We start from the raw sequence: 16,032 nt of genomic DNA, 5'->3' as shown, positions 1-16,032 counted from the left end.
CGCGGATTCCGAGCCTGAAGTATCGAGACTGTTCAGACGAGTTGTGGTGCCGTCGTTTTGTCGATCACGAGCCAACCGCCGTGGTAGGTCGAGGTCTCGAAGGACTCTCCCGTCGATCGCCCCAACTCGGCCAGCGCCGTCTCGTCGAACGTGCGGATGTGTCCGTGGCAGACGGTGGTCTCTGTCTCGAACGGTACCGCGATGACGACGCGGCAGCGCGCCACACGTAGAGCCTCGGCGACGATGGCAGAGCCGGTCTCGGCATCGACGTGTTCGAGCAGGTGCAGGGCTGTCACGGTATCGACACTGTTGTCGTCGAACGGGATTCGGGCTGCATCGAACACTGCCGTGTCGAGTCTCGCGCCGAGGTGCGGAGCGACAGTCGCGAGCAAGTCCATGGTTCCCGCTGACTGGTCGGTCGCGGTGACCGAACACCCCTGCATTGCCAGCCGCAACGGAAAGAAGCCGAAGCACGAACCCAGATCGAGTACCGAACCGCGGATCGATGCGGCGGCACGCTGATGCACAGGAGCGAACACTGCTCGACCGGAGAGGAGGTCATCCAACGAGTTTCGGTAGTACGTCGTCCACGCCTCGACCGGATCGGCGATAGTGGTGCGTACGATTCCGACCAGCAGGTGCTCGAACTCGCGTTGAGACAGACCGATGTGGCGCGCCTGTTCGGTGATGAGCGGCACGAGGCCCTCGCCGATCTCGCCCGCAGCGAGGCAGTGGTTCACCTGCACGGTCGATCCTGCACGTACGGCGTCGAATCGGAGCCCGGGATTGTGCCGGACGACGACGTTCTCATGTGCCCAGACCCCGTCGGGTCCGGGTGCCAATGCATCGATCTCGGTCATGTAAGTCTTCTTCTGTCGTTTCTGTCGGCACCTTCTGTTCAGGTGAGCGTTCCACAGCGAACCGCGGCACAACTCGGATCGACCGCTGGTCGGTCCGCTCGGACGCTGTTCACCCCGCAGGCCGGACGGGCCGGTACCTACCCGACTGGACGGTTGATCGCGACGGCCGACCAGTTCCTGCGCCATGGCCCGTCGGAAACCTCGACGGCCGTTAGCGTGGTGATCCTGAACACAGTCGATCGGATTGTGGCCGAACAGATTTCGTAGGAGGAATCAGATGTCGAAGAAGAGTGAGAACGCTGTGGTCGGTACGTCGGTCGTCGAGTCCGATCTGGTGGAGGAGTCGTTGGTGGAGGAAGTCTCGATCGACGGCATGTGCGGCGTGTACTGATCATGACTACTGCTGTGCAGGCCACGCTCGATCTGGATGTGCGGTGGATTCTGCATCCGCAGGTGGCGTTGCGTCCCGAGTCGTTCGGGGCGCTGCTCTACCACTTCGGGACCCGCAAGCTGTCGTTTCTGAAGAACCGCACGATCGTGGCGATCATCGAGTCCCTTCCCGACCACCGGGATATGCGGTCGGCGATCGCGGCCGCAGGGATCAGCGATTCGGCATCGGCTCCCTACGTGAGAGCGCTCGAGACGTTGGCGGACTCGAACATGATCACTCGCCCGTAGAACCTGACCCATTCGTAGAAGAGGACGGCCCCTATGACTTCCACCCTCGAAAGACCAGCTCCGGTAGGGAAATTGGTCGATCAGTTCGAGCTCGGTCTCGATGCTCCGATTTGTCTGACGTGGGAGTTGACCTACGCGTGCAATCTGTCGTGTGTGCATTGTCTGTCGTCGTCGGGTCGTCGTGATCCGCGCGAGCTGAGTACTGATCAGTGCAAGTCGATCATCGACGAGCTGCAGAAGATGCAGGTGTTCTACGTCAACATCGGCGGCGGTGAGCCGACGGTCCGCAGCGATTTCTGGGAGCTCGTCGACTATGCGACAGCGCATCAGGTGGGGGTGAAGTTCTCCACCAACGGGGTCAAGATCGACAAGAAGGTCGCCGAGCGCCTGGCGGCGTCGGATTACGTCGATGTGCAGATTTCCATCGACGGCGCGACGGCAGAAGTCAACGACGCGGTCCGCGGTCCGGGTTCGTTCGATATGGCGTGCCGGGCGTTGGAGAATCTGAAGGAGGCCGGGTTTCGGGATGCGAAGATCTCGGTGGTCGTCACCCGGCACAACGTGAGCCAGCTCGACGATTTCAAGGCGTTGGCCGACAAATACGCTGCGACACTGCGTATTACACGACTGCGGCCGTCGGGTCGCGGTGCGGACGTATGGGACGATCTGCATCCGACGGCGGGCCAGCAGCGCGAGTTGTACAACTGGCTCGTCGCGAACGGTGAGGGTGTGTTGACGGGCGATTCGTTCTTCCACCTCTCGGCGTTCGGTGACGCTCTGCCGGGGCTCAACCTGTGTGGTGCGGGGCGGGTGGTGTGTCTGATCGACCCGATCGGCGACGTGTACGCATGCCCGTTCGCCATCCACGAGAACTTCCTCGCGGGCAACATCGTCCGAGACGCGAAAGACGGTATGGGCGGTTTCCAAACCGTCTGGCAGACCTCGGAATTGTTCCAGGAACTCCGCTCACCGCAGACCTCGGGTGCGTGCACCAAGTGTGCTCATTTCGATGCGTGCCGAGGCGGGTGTATGGCGGCGAAGTTCTTCACCGGTCTGCCGATGGACGGTCCGGATCCCGAATGCGTGATCGGCAACGGTGAGATGGCGTTGGCAGCGGCGGGGGAGATCCCCAAGTCCAGCGTCGACCATTCGCGTACCGGTCAGAGAAAGACTCCCCGCAAATCGGTGCCGTTGACGTTGATGGTGCGTCCACCAACGAAGATCTGCGACGAGAACCCGCTCGCAGGAATGGAATAGGAACACAAAGCTATGGCGAAGAGTGCGTGGTTCGAGACCGTTGCCGAAGCGCAGCGGCGGGCGAAGAAGCGTCTACCGAAGTCCGTGTATGCCGCGCTGGTGGCCGGCTCCGAACGCGGTATCACCATCGACGACAACATGTCGGCGTTCGGCGAGCTCGGGTTCGCCCCGCACGTGGCGGGGTTGTCGGACAAGCGGGACTTGTCGACGACGGTGATGGGGCAACCCCTGTCGTTCCCGGTGATGATCTCCCCGACGGGTGTGCAGGCGGTGCACCCGGACGGTGAGGTCGCTGTCGCGAGAGCTGCCGCGGCGCGAGGTATTCCGATCGGATTGTCCTCGTTCGCGAGCAAGTCCGTCGAAGAGGTGGCGGCGGCGAATCCGCAGACGTTCTTCCAGATGTACTGGGTGGGTTCGCGTGAAATATTGCTGCAGCGGATGGAGCGGGCCCGCGCCGCGGGAGCAGTCGGGTTGATCATGACGCTGGACTGGTCGTTCTCCAACGGCCGCGACTGGGGTAGCCCGTCGATCCCGGAGAAGATGGACCTCAAGGCGATGGCTGCGTTCGCTCCCGAGGGCATCATGCGTCCGAAGTGGTTGTGGGAGTTCGCCAAGACCGGCAAGATCCCGGATCTGACGACCCCGAACCTGACCCCGCCCACCGGCGGTCCCGCTCCGACGTTCTTCGGAGCGTACGGGGAATGGATGGGGACTCCGTTGCCGACGTGGGAGGACGTGGCGTGGCTGCGGGAGCAGTGGGGTGGGCCGTTCATGCTCAAGGGCGTGATGCGCGTCGACGACGCCAAGCGGGCCGTTGACGCCGGCTGCACGGCGATCTCGGTGTCCAACCACGGTGGGAACAACCTCGACGGTACCCCGGCACCGATCCGGGCGTTGCCGGCGATCGCCGAGGCCGTCGGCGATCAGGTCGAGATCACCCTCGACGGTGGCATCCGGCGCGGCAGCGACGTGGTGAAGGCGTTGGCATTGGGCGCGCGTGCGGTGCTGATCGGCCGAGCCTACCTGTGGGGTCTGTCGGCGAACGGGCAGGCCGGTGTGGAGAACGTGCTCGACATCCTGCGCGGCGGAGTCGATTCCGCTGTCCTCGGGCTCGGCCACACCTCGGTGCACGACCTCTCACCCTCGGACGTGGTCATGCCGTTCGGGTTCGACCGGCGTCTCGGCGTCTAGACGACATCGGTGCTTACCGGGGCGGGGTGGTTCGAGACTGTCGCCGAGGCGCAACGGCGAGCACAGAAGCGTCTGCCCGAGTCCGTCTACAAGGCATTGTGGGCGGGCTCGGAGCGCGGAATCACGTTGGCCGACAACACGGCCGCGTTCGGTGAACTCGGATTCGCCCCGCACGTGGCGGGGCTGTCGGACACACGTGATCTGTCGACGACGCTGATGGGGCAGTCGCTGGCTTTTCCGGTGATGATCTCTCCGACGGGTGTGCAGGCTGTGCACCCCGACGGTGAGGTCGCTCTAGCGAGGGCGGCAGCACAGCGCGGTGTTTCGATGGGGTTGTCGTTGTTCGCGAGCAAGCCGATCGAGGAGGTCGTGGCGGCGAATCCGCAGACGTTCTTTCAGGTGCATTGGGTGGGTTCGCGGGAGTTGCTGGCGCACTTGCTCGATCGGGCCCGCGCTGCGGGTGCGGTGGGGCTGATTCTGACGATGGATTGGTCGTTCTCGGAGGGCCGCGATTGGGGGAGTCCGGTGATACCGGAACGCCTCGATGCGCGGGCGATGCTGCGGCTGGCACCGGAAGTGTTGGCTCGTCCACGGTGGCTGGCGCGGTGGGCGCGGACGGGTAGGTTCCCGGATCTGACCGCACCCAATCTCGCCGAGCCCGGAAAATCAGCGCCGACGTTCTTCGCCGCGTACCGGGAGTGGAAGTCCACCCCACTGCCGTCCTGGGAGGACATCGTGTGGCTACGCGAGCAGTGGGATGGGCCGTTCATGCTCAAGGGCATCTCGCGAGTCGACGACGCGCTGCGGGCCGTCGATGCCGGTGTCACGGCGATCTCGGTGTCCAATCACGGCGGCAACAATCTCGACGGTTCGCCGGCGTCGATTCGGATGTTGCCGGCGATTGCCGGAGCGGTGGGCGATCAGGTGGAGGTCACCCTCGACGGCGGTATCCGGCGGGGCAGTGACGTGGCGAAGGCACTGGCATTGGGTGCGCGGGCCGTGCTGATCGGGCGGGCGTATCTGTGGGGTCTGGCGGCGAACGGTCAGGCCGGTGTGGAGAACGTCCTCGACATTCTGCGCGGCGGCCTGGACTCTGCGGTACTCGGACTCGGACATGCCTCGGTGCACGAACTGTCACCGTCCGATGTATTCGTAGCACCCGATTTCGCTCCAATCAGCTCCCCGGTCTGCGATACCCGACGCCGATCGGAGTCCGGGATGCAGAACCCAGGAGCTGATGTGTGCCGCTGACTGGCGGCACTGGATCAAGACCTGCTGAATCCGTCGAGCATGCCGGTGTAGAGCTTGGGCGGCGGAGCCGCGAACTCTCCACGCTTGCCGGTCCCGAGTCCCAGGGTGACGAGGGATTGCACGAACAACGTTCCCGCTGCGACCCCGTCGACGACGGGCACTCCGATCTCGGACGAGATGTGTCGGCAGAGATCGGCCATGCCCGCGCAGCCGAGGACCACGGCGTCGCTGCCGTCCGTCTCGACGGCGACGCGACACGCCTCGGTGACGATCTTGCGGGCATCGGGGTCGGTCTCGAGATCGAGGACCGGCATGTCGCACGCATGGATACCGAGGCAGTGGCGGCCGAAGCCGTAATGGTCGGCCAGATCCCGCGCCCGTCCGATCGTGCGCGCGAGCGTGGTGACGACGCTGAAACCGCGGCCGAGGAAACTCGCGGCGTGCATTGCCGCTTCCGCGATACCGACGACCGGTCCGGACGCGAGCTCGCGGGCCGCGTCGATGCCGGGGTCGCCGAAACAGGCGATGACGTAGCCGTCGACCCCGGCGGCCTCGCCGCTGGCGATCTCGGCGAGAATGCCTGGGACGCTGAGGGCTTCGTCGACGTGGCTTTCGATCGACACCGGCCCCATCGATGGGCTGACCGCATCGACGACCGTGCCCGGGCCGACTACGGCCCGGGCACAGTCACCGATCGTTGCGGTCATCGAACTCGTGGTGTTCGGATTGATGACCTTGATGAGCACGTGCGAGATCCTATGCTTTCACTGGAGTGTCGAAGTTGGTGACGGCCAGCTTGGTCCGCGTTGCGAGGTAGAAGTACATCGCGAATCCGATGCCGCACCCGATGAACCAGCTGTACTTGGACGCCGTCGACATTCCGGCGATCTGCATGCCGTCGATGGCTCCGTTGAACAGCACGGTGAACATGGCGACCAGCGCGCCGACGATGGTGGAATACACCGCAGCCGGGTTGTATCCCTTGGAGTACCAGTACAGACCCGTTGTCGACATCGAGAACAGTTCGTCGACAACGACCTTCTGCTTGCGGACGAGGTAGTAGTCGGCGATCAGAATGCCGAACAGTGGTCCGATGAATGCGCCGAGAGTTTCGAGGGTCAGGTGGATGACGTCGGGATTGTTGTACAGGTTCCACGGGGTGATCAGCACCGAACCGATGGCGGCGATCATTCCGCCTGCGCGCCAGCTGATGCGCTGCGGGCTGACGTTGGAGAAGTCGAACGCGGGGGAGATGAAGTTCGCGACGATGTTGATACCGATCGTGGCGATCGTGAACGTCAGTGCACCGAGAACGATGGCGAACGTGCTGTCGATTCGAGCGACGGTCTCGACCGGGTCGGTGATCAGCTCACCGAACACGGGGAGCGTCAACGACGCCGTGACGACCACCAGGATCGAGAAGACCAGGAAGTTGACCGGGAGGCCGAGGAAGTTGCCCTTCTTCACCGCGGAGTAGGACTTGCCGTAGCGGGAGAAGTCGCCGAAGTTGAGCATGGGGCCGGAGAAGTACGAGACCACGAGGGCGATGGCTCCGAGCATCACCGGAATCGAGCTCAGGCCCGTGTGCTCGACCTCGCCGAGGTTGAGATCGATTGCGCCCCAGCCTGCTTTCCAGATCAGGTAGCCACACAGTATGAACATCACGACGTAGACGGCGGGCCCGCAGAAGTCGATGAACTTGCGGATCGATTCCATGCCGCGCCAGAAGACCGCTGCCTGAACGACCCAGAGGAACAGGAAGCTGGCCCAACCGAGCAGGGACAGACCGGCGAAGCCGTAGTCGGCGGTGACGGCGTACGGGGCCAGTGACGGGAACAGCTTGATCAACACGATGTCGAGGGCTGCCGATGCCAGGAACGTCTGGATGCCATACCAGGCCACGGCGATCAGACCGCGAATGATGGCGGGGATGTTGGCACCGAGGACGCCGAACACGCTGCGGCAGATGACCGGGTAGGGCACCCCGGAGACCTGGCTCGGCTTGGCGACGAGGTTGCAGAAGAAGTACACGATGGTGATGCCGACGAGCAGCGAGATCAGCACCTGCCAGCTCGCCAACCCGAGTGCGAAGAGGCTGCCGGCCGTGACGTAGCCACCCACCGAGTGCACGTCGGACATCCAGAAAGCGAACAGGTTGTAGGAGGTCCAGGTCTGCTTCTTCAGCGGAGCGAGGTCTTCGTTGGTCAGCCGTGGGTCGTAACTGTCCTTGATCAGGCCTCCACCGACGGGGTGGCCCGCGGCTTCCACGAGATCTCCCGTTTGGGCGGGACCGTGCGCTGTATCTGTCATCGATGCTCCTGACTGCCGGGCAATGAATGGAACGAGTGAATGGGGAAAAGCTAGCGGCGAAGTATTGCGCCCTCGTGACGTGAGCGATATATCTTCAGCCCGGCGTTTCTGTGGGTGGATCAGCAAACAATCCGTGATCGTTCGACAATGTCGAAATGACCGAATTGAGACGCGTGTGATGGTGCTGGGCAGCGCGCAACAGTGCGTCGGAGTCGCGATCGAGGAAGGCGGCGATCATGTCGGCGTGGTCGTCGTGCAGTGACGCCCGATCGGATCCGGCGACATGCACCATCGGTTGCACGGGTTCGGTGATGTTCCAGGCGGATTCGAGCATGTGCAGGAGTCGGTGCATCCGCGAAGGCCGGGTCAGCGACAGGTGGAATTCGCGAGAGAGGCGGTGGTACTCGCGTGAGTCGTCCTCGGTCAACGAGGCCTCGAGCTGCCGGTTGATCTCGATCAGGTGCGCGCGATCGGCATCGGTGGCCTGTTCTACCGCGATGGGGAGTGCGGCAGTTTCGAGAACCTCACGCACGATGTACATTTCGCGCAGTTCAGCCGCTGTCAGCTGCGCCACTCGGTAGCCGAGATTGGGTCGATGGTCGACCAATCCCTCGCCGATCAGAGTCTTCAGGGATTCGCGTACCGGAATGCGGCTCACGCCGAACAATTCCGCGACCTCGTCTATCGGAATGGGTGTATTCGGCGGAGCGTCACCGGCCAGGATGACGCGTCGGAGCTCGTCCAGAATTGTCGGCTGCGGGCCACCCGGTGCCGATATGGACAATTGCGAGAGCAATATCGACCGACGGCGGGGTGGCACGAATCGAAGATTATCGGCCGTGTGTTTCGTCCGCGTGACGGCTCGGTTCCGTCCGATAGCATCTGCACTCATGGCCACTGACACGCTCGGTACCCAGTACTGGCCGGACATCGTCGGACCGAAGCTTCTCGTGGTTCCGGTCGGCTCGCTCGAGCAACACGGGCCGCACCTACCTCTCGATACCGATACCCGCATCGCCGACGCCGTCGCGCGAACAGTTCCGAACGCTCTCGTGGCACCCGCGGTGGCGTACGGCTCCAGCGGCGAGCACGAGGGCTTCGGCGGCACCGTGTCCATCGGGTCCGCCGCGCTCGAGGCGCTGTTGGTGGAGTACGGGCGCTCCGCGTGCCGGTGGGCAGAGAAGATCGTCTTCGTCAACGGCCACGGCGGTAACGGTCCCACCCTGCGCTCGGCGGTGACGCTGTTGCGCTACGAGGGGCGCGACGTCGTATGGTTCCCGTGCTCGGTGCCGGGAGCGGACGCGCATGCCGGACGCACCGAAACATCGCTGCTGCTGCATCTTTCGGCCGATGTGGTCGACATGACGAAAGCGGCACCGGGAAACACCACCGAGATCGCGGCTCTACTGCCCGAGCTGCGCGCCGGTGGCCTGGCGCCCGTCACGGCCAACGGTGTGCTCGGCGATCCCCTCGGGGCCACCGCCGAGGAGGGACGGCTCATTTTCGAGCAACTGCGGGAACGCGTGCTGGGTGCGGTGCAGAGATGGAGTCCGTCCCCGCACGGCGTCATCGTGTGAGCGATCGCGGCACAGAACCGGCGGAAAGCCTGTTCGAGGCCTCGAACAGAAACGGGGAGCAGGTATGTTCCGACCGATTTACCGGGTGGCCGACACACCGACCGTTTGTCCGCTTACGATGCCCTGATGGGTGAAGGTCGGTTGCCTGACGGCTTCGGGGTGCGAGTGGATCCACGCGTACGCACATTCTCCGAGGGACGCGTTCTGATCGGTGGTTCACCGATGCGGATGCTCACGTTGGCACCGACGGCCGCGGCAATGATCGGTGACGGTTTCATCGAGGTGACCGACTCGCAGTCCGCCCTCGTGGCGCGCAAACTGCTCGACTCGGGGGTGGGCAACCCGCGGCCCATGTCCATCCCGTCGCCCAGTGATGTCACCGTCGTGGTGCCGCTCAAGAACAACGAGGCCGGGCTCGCGCGGCTGATCACGGCGATGCACGGCATGCACGTGATCATCGTCGACGACGGATCCGACGTCCCGGTGGCGGTTCCTGCCGTGTCGTGGAGCGTGGGTAGCGTGACGGTGCTGCGGCACGAGACCTCACGCGGGCCGGCGGCCGCACGTAATACTGGACTACGTTGCGCTACAACGGATTTCGTTGCTTTTCTGGACTCGGACGTGGTGCCGCGCAAGGGCTGGCTCGAGGTGATGCTCGGGCACTTCTCGGATCCGGCGGTGGGCCTGGTGGCACCCCGAATCGTCGCGCTGGAGCCCGAGGGCAGCGCACTGGCCCGCTACGAGCACGCCCGCTCCTCGCTCGACCTCGGACGCAAGGAAGCGGCGGTGCGCGCAGGGAGCGCGGTGTCGTACGTACCCAGTGCCGCCATGTTGCTTCGCCGGTCTGCTGCGGTGGAATGCCACGGGTTCGACGAGTCGATGCACGTGGCCGAGGACGTCGATCTGTGCTGGCGTCTGCAGGAGGCGGGCTGGCGACTGCGCTACGAGCCCGTGGCCCACGTGGCGCACGAGCACCGCGTCGCCTTCGTCGAATGGTTCGCCCGCAAACTGTTCTACGGCACCGGTGCCACGCCGTTGTCCGCGCGTCATCCGGGCATGGTGCCACCGATCGCGATGTCGCCGTGGACGTTGGTGACGTGTCTGCTCGCGGCCAGCCTGACGCGTATCGGATTGCTCGGCGCTCTCGCCAGTTTCGGGGTCACGGTCGTTCGGCTGCGCAAGATGTTCGTCGGTCTCGATCAGCCCACCCGCATCGCGGCCGTTCTCGCTGCCGAGGGCTTCGTGGCCGGGTTGTGGCAACTTGCCTCGGCGCTGTGTCGACATTATTGGCCGATCACGTTGCTCGCGGTGTTGTTGTCGAGCCGTATCCGGAAGATCGCGCTCGGTATGGCTGTGGCAGAAGCGTGTTCGGATTGGTACAAGCATCGTGAACTGGGCGGGCTCGATCCGGTTCGATACATTTTCTTCAAACGCGCCGACGACATCGCGTACGGAACCGGGCTGTGGAGCGGCGCGCTGTCGGCTCGTTCCATCGAGGCGTTGAAGCCCCGCCTGGACGGCTGACCCGTGCGCCTGGAAGGCCGGGCCGACGACGAGGGAAGTCCACTCGACGCCGACGTCATCGTCGTCGGAGGCGGGTCGTGCGGCTGTGTCGTCGCGGCGCGACTGAGCGAGAATCCCGACCGCTCAGTTTTGCTGCTCGAAGCCGGGCCGGCATCTGCGGGGGTCGACGACATTCCGCGCAGCCTGGGCGACTCGACGACGCTCCCCATCGGTCCGGACAGCCGGTGGGTGAGCCGCTACACCGCCGAACTCACCCGCGACGTCACGCGCACGGTGACCCGAGGTCGAGTGCTCGGCGGATCGGGCGCCGTCAACGGTGGCTACTTCGTCCGGGCGATCCCCGCCGACTTCGATGCGTGGCCACAATCGAACTGGTCGTTCGATCAGGTGCTGCCGTTCTTTTGCCGTTCCGAGAGCGATCACGACCTCGATGCCGCCGGCGGACCTAGCATCGCGCGTCGCTGGCACGGAACGGACGGGCCGATGCCGATCACCCGACCGCCCGCGCGGGCCTGGCATCGGCTGACCGCCGCGTTCGTGGACTCGGCGACGAGCGCCGGGATCGGCTACCGCGAGGACCTGAATGCTCCCGATGCGGGGGCGGGCGGTGTCGGTGCTGTTCCCTCGAACGTTCTGGGCGGGACACGGGTGAGCGCGGCCAAGGCATACCTCCTGCCGAATGCCGACCGGACCAACCTTCGTATCCAGGGTGATACGACAGTGGTGTCGTTGAAGTTCAACGGCAGCAAAGTGATCGGAGTGGAGATCACCGTCGGCGGAGTTCGCAGAATCGTCCGAGCCGATACCGTGATCGTGTCGGCGGGGTCCGTGCACACGCCCGCGCTGCTGATGCGATCGGGCATCGGTGATCCCGAAAATCTTGTCCCGCTGGGTATCTCGATGGTGGTCGACAGTCCGGGCGTGGGTCGCGGATTCTCCGACCACCCCGAGGTCGCCGTTCCCCTCGTTCCGAAACATTCCGCCGAACATTCCCCGGACGATCGGTTGTCGTCTCCGCTCGAGGCGGTGCTGCACGCGGGCGACGTGGAAATCCGGCCGTACACGAGGCGGTTCGACGAATTGATACCCGGTCTGGACGTGGGGCCGCACTCGTTCGGCGTGGGTCTGATGCGGTCGACCGCGCGAGGACGCATCGCGTTGCGCACGGCGGACGCGTTCACTCCTCCCACGGTGAACTACCACTACCTCGAATCGGAACGGGACCGTCGGGCGATGCGAGACGGAGTCGAACTCACCGTCGATCTGCTCCGATCCCCGGCCATGGCGTCGGTCGTGGACGTTCCCGCCATCGCAGACCCGCTCGCGCCACTCGGTACGTCGCTGCACCTGTCCGGAAGCGCTCGAATGGGGCCAGAATCTGATCCGGGGTCGGTTCTGGACGACCATTGCCGGGTGCGTGGGATCGACGGCGTGTACGTCGTCGACACCTCGGCGTTCCCGGTAGTGCCCAGCAGAGGGCCCCACGCAACGGCCGTCATGTTCGCCGAACGGGCCGCGGCGCTGATCGATCGGCACGATCGCGGCGCATGAGGCGTAGCGTTCGTGGTCTGGGGACCGTTCAGGTTCCCCAACAGATGGGTTTCTGCCATGTCGGACAAATCGCCCCGGAACACGATGACCAAGAAATCCGGCAAATCGCTCAAGGACAAGCGCGCCGACAAGCGAGCGAAGTCGAGTGGCGACACCAGCAACGACATCATCACCTCCGCCGTCAAGAAGAAGTAGCCGGTCGTCGTCGACGGGACCGGCCCCGGTCGCACCCGTCGACAGCGGCTGTATCCTTGCCTGTGAGCTGGGTTACAACGATGTGGACAGGTCACGGAGGAAGCGTCGAATGGCAAGCCGATCGGACAGTGGCGGCAACCCCTGGGTCGCAGTGCGTCCCGGTGAGGATGTCACTGTGCTGGCGCGCCAAATGTCCAGTGCCCATCAATCTTTCGTCGACGACATCCGTACTCACGGCTCGGCGGTGCGGTCCGTCGTACTCGACTCGTGGATGCGAAGTCGAACCAAGGGCGTCGACCCGGACGGCGGTAGTCAGGCACCGGCCCTGAGCGGACCGGACCTCGACCGCTATCGCAACGGGCATCCGATGGCACTCATCCGCCCGGTGATCCGCAAACTGCTCGTCGAAGACGCCTCCGACACCGGTCTGCTCGTCGCGATCTCCGACGCGGAGGGCCGCCTGCTGTGGGTCGAGGGCGATTCCTCGGCCAAGGACCGCGCGCTGACGATGGATTTCGCCGAGGGCGTCGATTGGAGCGAGGAGAGCAAGGGGACCAACGCTCCGGGAACGGCACTCGCCGTCGATCACAGCGTGCAGATCTTCGCGTCCGAGCACTTCTCGCGATCGGTCCACGAATGGAGTTGCTCGGCAGCACCGGTCCATCACCCCACCGGCGGCCACATCCTGGGAGCCATCGACATCACCGGCGGGCCGCGGGTGGCCGTACCCGAGGTGCTCTCGCTGGTGCGGGCCACCGTCGCAGCCGCCGAGTCCGAGTTACGCCTGCACCTGTTGAACTCGCCGAAATCGTTGGGCGACACGGCTCCTCGTCTCGAAGTTCTCGGATCCGGCCGGCCCGGAGTGGTGCGCGGCTCGGGCCGAACACCTCTCTCACAGCGGCATGCCGAGATCCTCCTGTTGCTCGGCGATCATCCGGAGGGGCTCAGTTCGGACCATCTCGCCGTCCTGCTCGACGAGCAGGAACTCGACTCGGTGACCATCCGCGCAGAGATGTCGCGGCTGCGTAAGTCTTTCGGTACCGCAGGCCTCGCATCCCGGCCGTACCGATTGGTCGGCGAATTGTCCTCCGATGTCGGCGACATCCGACGAGCCCTGGACCGCGGCGACGTCGAGGCGGCTCTACGGATCTACACCGGACCGGTGTTGCCCGGCTCGTCCGCCCCCGGCATCGAGGAGATTCGCGAAGAACTGCGGTCTCGTATGCAGGCGGCGCTGTTGCGGCTGGGGGATCCGGTGTTGCTCGCCCAGTGGACCTCCTCCATCCACGGTCGATCCGACGTGATCGCGTGGGAGGCCTATCGCGCCACGCTGAGTCGCGATTCCGCGCTCTACGGCCAGGTCAGCGCACGTATCGATCTCCTCGACCGAGATCTGGGGATCTGACGCACCCGTTGCTGCGGCGCCGTCCGCACGACGGCAACGTAGTTGCAACGTTGCACCCCCTAGTGTCCTGAATCACACACCGCATCAGCAGTGCAGCACGTGTCGATCAGGAGGATTTTCAATGTCCGTCTATGCCCGTCCAGGTACCGCCGATTCCGTCATGTCGTTCCAGTCGCGCTACGACAACTGGATCGGCGGCGAATGGGTGCCACCGGTCAAGGGCCAGTACTTCGAGAACCCGACTCCGGTCACCGGTGAGAACTTCTGCGAGGTTGCCCGTTCCACGTCCGAGGACATCGAACTCGCCCTCGATGCTGCGCACGCCGCCGCTCCCGCCTGGGGCAAGACGTCTGCGGCCGAACGCGCCGTGATCCTGAACAAGATCGCCGACCGGATCGCCGAGAACCTCGAGTCGATCGCTCTGGCCGAGTCCTGGGACAACGGCAAGCCGATTCGCGAGACCCTCAACGCCGATATCCCGCTCGCCATCGATCACTTCCGATACTTCGCCGGCTGCATCCGCGCGCAGGAAGGATCGCTCTCCGAAATCGACAGCGACACCGTCGCTTACCACTTCCACGAGCCGCTCGGCGTCGTCGGGCAGATCATCCCGTGGAACTTCCCGATCCTCATGGCCGTGTGGAAGCTCGCGCCCGCGCTCGCTGCGGGTAACGCAGTGGTGCTCAAGCCCGCCGAGCAGACCCCCGCGTCGATCCTGCACCTGATCTCGATCATCGGCGATCTGCTGCCCGCAGGCGTGCTCAACATCGTCAACGGATTCGGCGTCGAGGCAGGCAAGCCGCTGGCATCGAGCCCGCGTATCTCCAAGATCGCGTTCACCGGCGAGACCACGACCGGACGCCTGATCATGCAGTACGCGTCGCAGAATCTGATCCCGGTGACACTGGAGCTCGGTGGCAAGAGCCCCAACGTCTTCTTCTCCGACGTGCTGCAGGCCAACGACGACTACCAGGACAAGGCACTCGAGGGCTTCACGATGTTCGCCCTCAATCAGGGTGAAGTGTGCACCTGCCCGTCGCGCTCGCTGATTCAGGCGGACATCTTCGACGAGTTCCTGGCCCTCGCCGCGATCCGCACCAAGGCTGTGCGACAGGGAGATCCGCTCGACACCGAGACGATGATCGGTGCGCAGGCCTCGAACGATCAGCTCCAGAAGATCCTCTCGTACATCGAGATCGGCAAGGGTGAGGGCGCACAGATCGTCACCGGCGGCGAGCGCGCACAGCTCGGCGGCGACCTCAACGGCGGCTACTACATGCAGCCCACCATCTTCACCGGCAAGAACGACATGCGCATCTTCCAGGAAGAGATCTTCGGGCCGGTCGTCTCGGTCACGTCGTTCACCGACTACGACAACGCCATCGAGATCGCCAACGACACCTTGTACGGGCTCGGCGCAGGCGTCTGGTCGCGGGACGGCGGTATCGCCTACCGCGCCGGCCGCGATATTCAGGCCGGTCGCGTGTGGACCAACACGTACCACCAGTACCCCGCGCACGCCGCGTTCGGTGGCTACAAGCAGTCGGGTATCGGCCGCGAGAACCACAAGATGATGCTCGATCACTACCAGCAGACCAAGAACCTGCTCGTGAGCTACGCCCAGAAGGCGCAGGGCTTCTTCTGATGGAGAACGCTCGGCCGCCCGCGCGGCTGAAGACAACCGCCGAGGCGATGGATCTTCTCCGTCGCCTCGGCGGTATCCACGGCGAACTGATGATGCATCAGTCCGGCGGATGCTGTGACGGCTCGTCGCCGATGTGTTATCCCGCAGGCGAATTCATCGTCGGCGATCGCGACGTTCTGCTCGGGTACATCGACCTCAGACTCGGAGTGGGCGAGATCGCCCAGGACCTCCCCGAGGGTGTCGACGGCGTACCGGTATGGATCTCGGGTTCGCAGTTCCAGGCGTGGAAACACACCCAACTCGTACTCGACGTGGTGCCGGGCCGCGGCGGCGGATTCTCGCTCGAATCGCCCGAAGGCGTGCGGTTCCTGAGCCGTGGGCGCGCCTACACCGCGGAAGAGAACGAACTTCTCGCCGCGCATCCACCCCTCGTCGGCGTCGACTGGGAAGAGGGCCGACGACCGCCGGTACCCGACGACCCACTCGTGGTCGCCGAGGCCGTCGACGCTTGTCCCGTGCCGGGGATGCTCCAGGGCTGAGTGCCTATGGCAGTGGCGCGGCTCCGCTTCCGGGTCGTTCCGCGGGCTC

The 16,032-nt window shown here is 64.7% G+C and carries 14 protein-coding genes and 1 pseudogene; 11 read left to right on the top strand and 4 right to left on the bottom strand.

Annotated elements, in window-relative coordinates; translation table 11 throughout:
• Positions 1 to 32: 32 nt before the first annotated feature.
• Positions 33 to 860 carry a mycofactocin oligosaccharide methyltransferase MftM gene (gene mftM, locus AB0P23_RS11710; protein ID WP_032400161.1) on the bottom strand — a complete coding sequence of 276 codons (828 nt, stop codon included), beginning with the start codon at positions 858 to 860 and terminating at the stop codon, positions 33 to 35.
• 277 nt (positions 861 to 1,137) lie between these two features.
• On the opposite strand from mftM, the gene mftA reads away from it, so the two are divergent.
• The 5 genes and pseudogenes from mftA to mftD (AB0P23_RS11685) all read left to right on the top strand — a co-directional run.
• Positions 1,138 to 1,251 (top strand): mycofactocin precursor MftA, encoded by a 114-nt coding sequence (gene mftA, locus AB0P23_RS11705; protein ID WP_069973092.1) that lies wholly within the window; start codon positions 1,138 to 1,140, stop codon positions 1,249 to 1,251.
• A gap of 2 nt (positions 1,252 to 1,253) precedes the next feature.
• Positions 1,254 to 1,538 carry a mycofactocin biosynthesis chaperone MftB gene (gene mftB / locus AB0P23_RS11700; protein ID WP_032400159.1) on the top strand — a complete coding sequence of 95 codons (285 nt, stop codon included), beginning with the start codon at positions 1,254 to 1,256 and terminating at the stop codon, positions 1,536 to 1,538.
• Positions 1,539 to 1,571: 33 nt separating this feature from the next.
• Entirely contained in the window at positions 1,572 to 2,795 is a 1,224-nt protein-coding gene (gene mftC, locus AB0P23_RS11695) for a mycofactocin radical SAM maturase (RefSeq protein ID WP_363797663.1), read from the top strand.
• A 12-nt stretch (positions 2,796 to 2,807) separates the two neighbouring features.
• Positions 2,808 to 3,986, top strand: coding sequence for a pre-mycofactocin synthase MftD (gene mftD, locus AB0P23_RS11690; RefSeq protein ID WP_032400157.1), 1,179 nt, complete (start codon positions 2,808 to 2,810; stop codon positions 3,984 to 3,986).
• Positions 3,987 to 3,995: 9 nt separating this feature from the next.
• A pseudogene (gene mftD, locus AB0P23_RS11685) lies at positions 3,996 to 5,135 on the top strand (pre-mycofactocin synthase MftD); the annotation flags it as partial.
• A gap of 116 nt (positions 5,136 to 5,251) precedes the next feature.
• Here mftD (AB0P23_RS11685) and AB0P23_RS11680 read toward each other — a convergent pair.
• The 3 genes from AB0P23_RS11680 to AB0P23_RS11670 form a co-directional block, all read right to left on the bottom strand.
• Positions 5,252 to 5,983, bottom strand: coding sequence for an aspartate/glutamate racemase family protein (locus AB0P23_RS11680; RefSeq protein WP_363797661.1), 732 nt, complete (start codon positions 5,981 to 5,983; stop codon positions 5,252 to 5,254).
• Positions 5,984 to 5,993: 10 nt separating this feature from the next.
• The gene (locus AB0P23_RS11675; protein ID WP_363797659.1) at positions 5,994 to 7,547 is read right to left on the bottom strand and encodes an NCS1 family nucleobase:cation symporter-1; all 1,554 of its coding nucleotides are present in this window, start codon (positions 7,545 to 7,547) and stop codon (positions 5,994 to 5,996) included.
• A gap of 94 nt (positions 7,548 to 7,641) precedes the next feature.
• Positions 7,642 to 8,367: a GntR family transcriptional regulator gene (locus AB0P23_RS11670; RefSeq protein WP_032371147.1), complete on the bottom strand. Its 726-nt coding sequence runs from the start codon at positions 8,365 to 8,367 to the stop codon at positions 7,642 to 7,644.
• Positions 8,368 to 8,437: 70 nt separating this feature from the next.
• Between AB0P23_RS11670 and mftE the strand changes: the two genes are divergently transcribed.
• From mftE to AB0P23_RS11640, 6 genes are all read left to right on the top strand, one after another.
• A complete protein-coding gene (gene mftE / locus AB0P23_RS11665) occupies positions 8,438 to 9,124 on the top strand; it encodes a mycofactocin biosynthesis peptidyl-dipeptidase MftE (RefSeq protein ID WP_363797657.1) in 687 nt (228 codons plus the stop codon).
• A 126-nt stretch (positions 9,125 to 9,250) separates the two neighbouring features.
• Positions 9,251 to 10,648 carry a mycofactocin biosynthesis glycosyltransferase MftF gene (mftF, locus tag AB0P23_RS11660; protein WP_027496281.1) on the top strand — a complete coding sequence of 466 codons (1,398 nt, stop codon included), beginning with the start codon at positions 9,251 to 9,253 and terminating at the stop codon, positions 10,646 to 10,648.
• Positions 10,649 to 10,651: 3 nt separating this feature from the next.
• Positions 10,652 to 12,199 carry a mycofactocin system GMC family oxidoreductase MftG gene (mftG, locus tag AB0P23_RS11655; protein ID WP_363797655.1) on the top strand — a complete coding sequence of 516 codons (1,548 nt, stop codon included), beginning with the start codon at positions 10,652 to 10,654 and terminating at the stop codon, positions 12,197 to 12,199.
• 304 nt (positions 12,200 to 12,503) lie between these two features.
• Positions 12,504 to 13,799, top strand: a complete 1,296-nt coding sequence (locus tag AB0P23_RS11650; protein WP_287452099.1) for a transcriptional regulator — start codon at positions 12,504 to 12,506, stop codon at positions 13,797 to 13,799.
• A gap of 121 nt (positions 13,800 to 13,920) precedes the next feature.
• Positions 13,921 to 15,444, top strand: coding sequence for an aldehyde dehydrogenase family protein (locus tag AB0P23_RS11645; RefSeq protein ID WP_032400153.1), 1,524 nt, complete (start codon positions 13,921 to 13,923; stop codon positions 15,442 to 15,444).
• Positions 15,444 to 15,983: a DUF779 domain-containing protein gene (locus AB0P23_RS11640; RefSeq protein WP_052057186.1), complete on the top strand. Its 540-nt coding sequence runs from the start codon at positions 15,444 to 15,446 to the stop codon at positions 15,981 to 15,983. The genes AB0P23_RS11645 and AB0P23_RS11640 overlap by 1 nt, the downstream gene beginning before the upstream one ends.
• Positions 15,984 to 16,032: the final 49 nt, after the last annotated feature.

It is taken from the genome of Rhodococcus sp. NPDC077669 (assembly GCF_040686915.1).
GTDB classification, from domain to species: Bacteria; Actinomycetota; Actinomycetes; order Mycobacteriales; family Mycobacteriaceae; genus Rhodococcoides; species Rhodococcoides fascians.
This window is presented reverse-complemented; position numbering and strand designations above follow the sequence as displayed.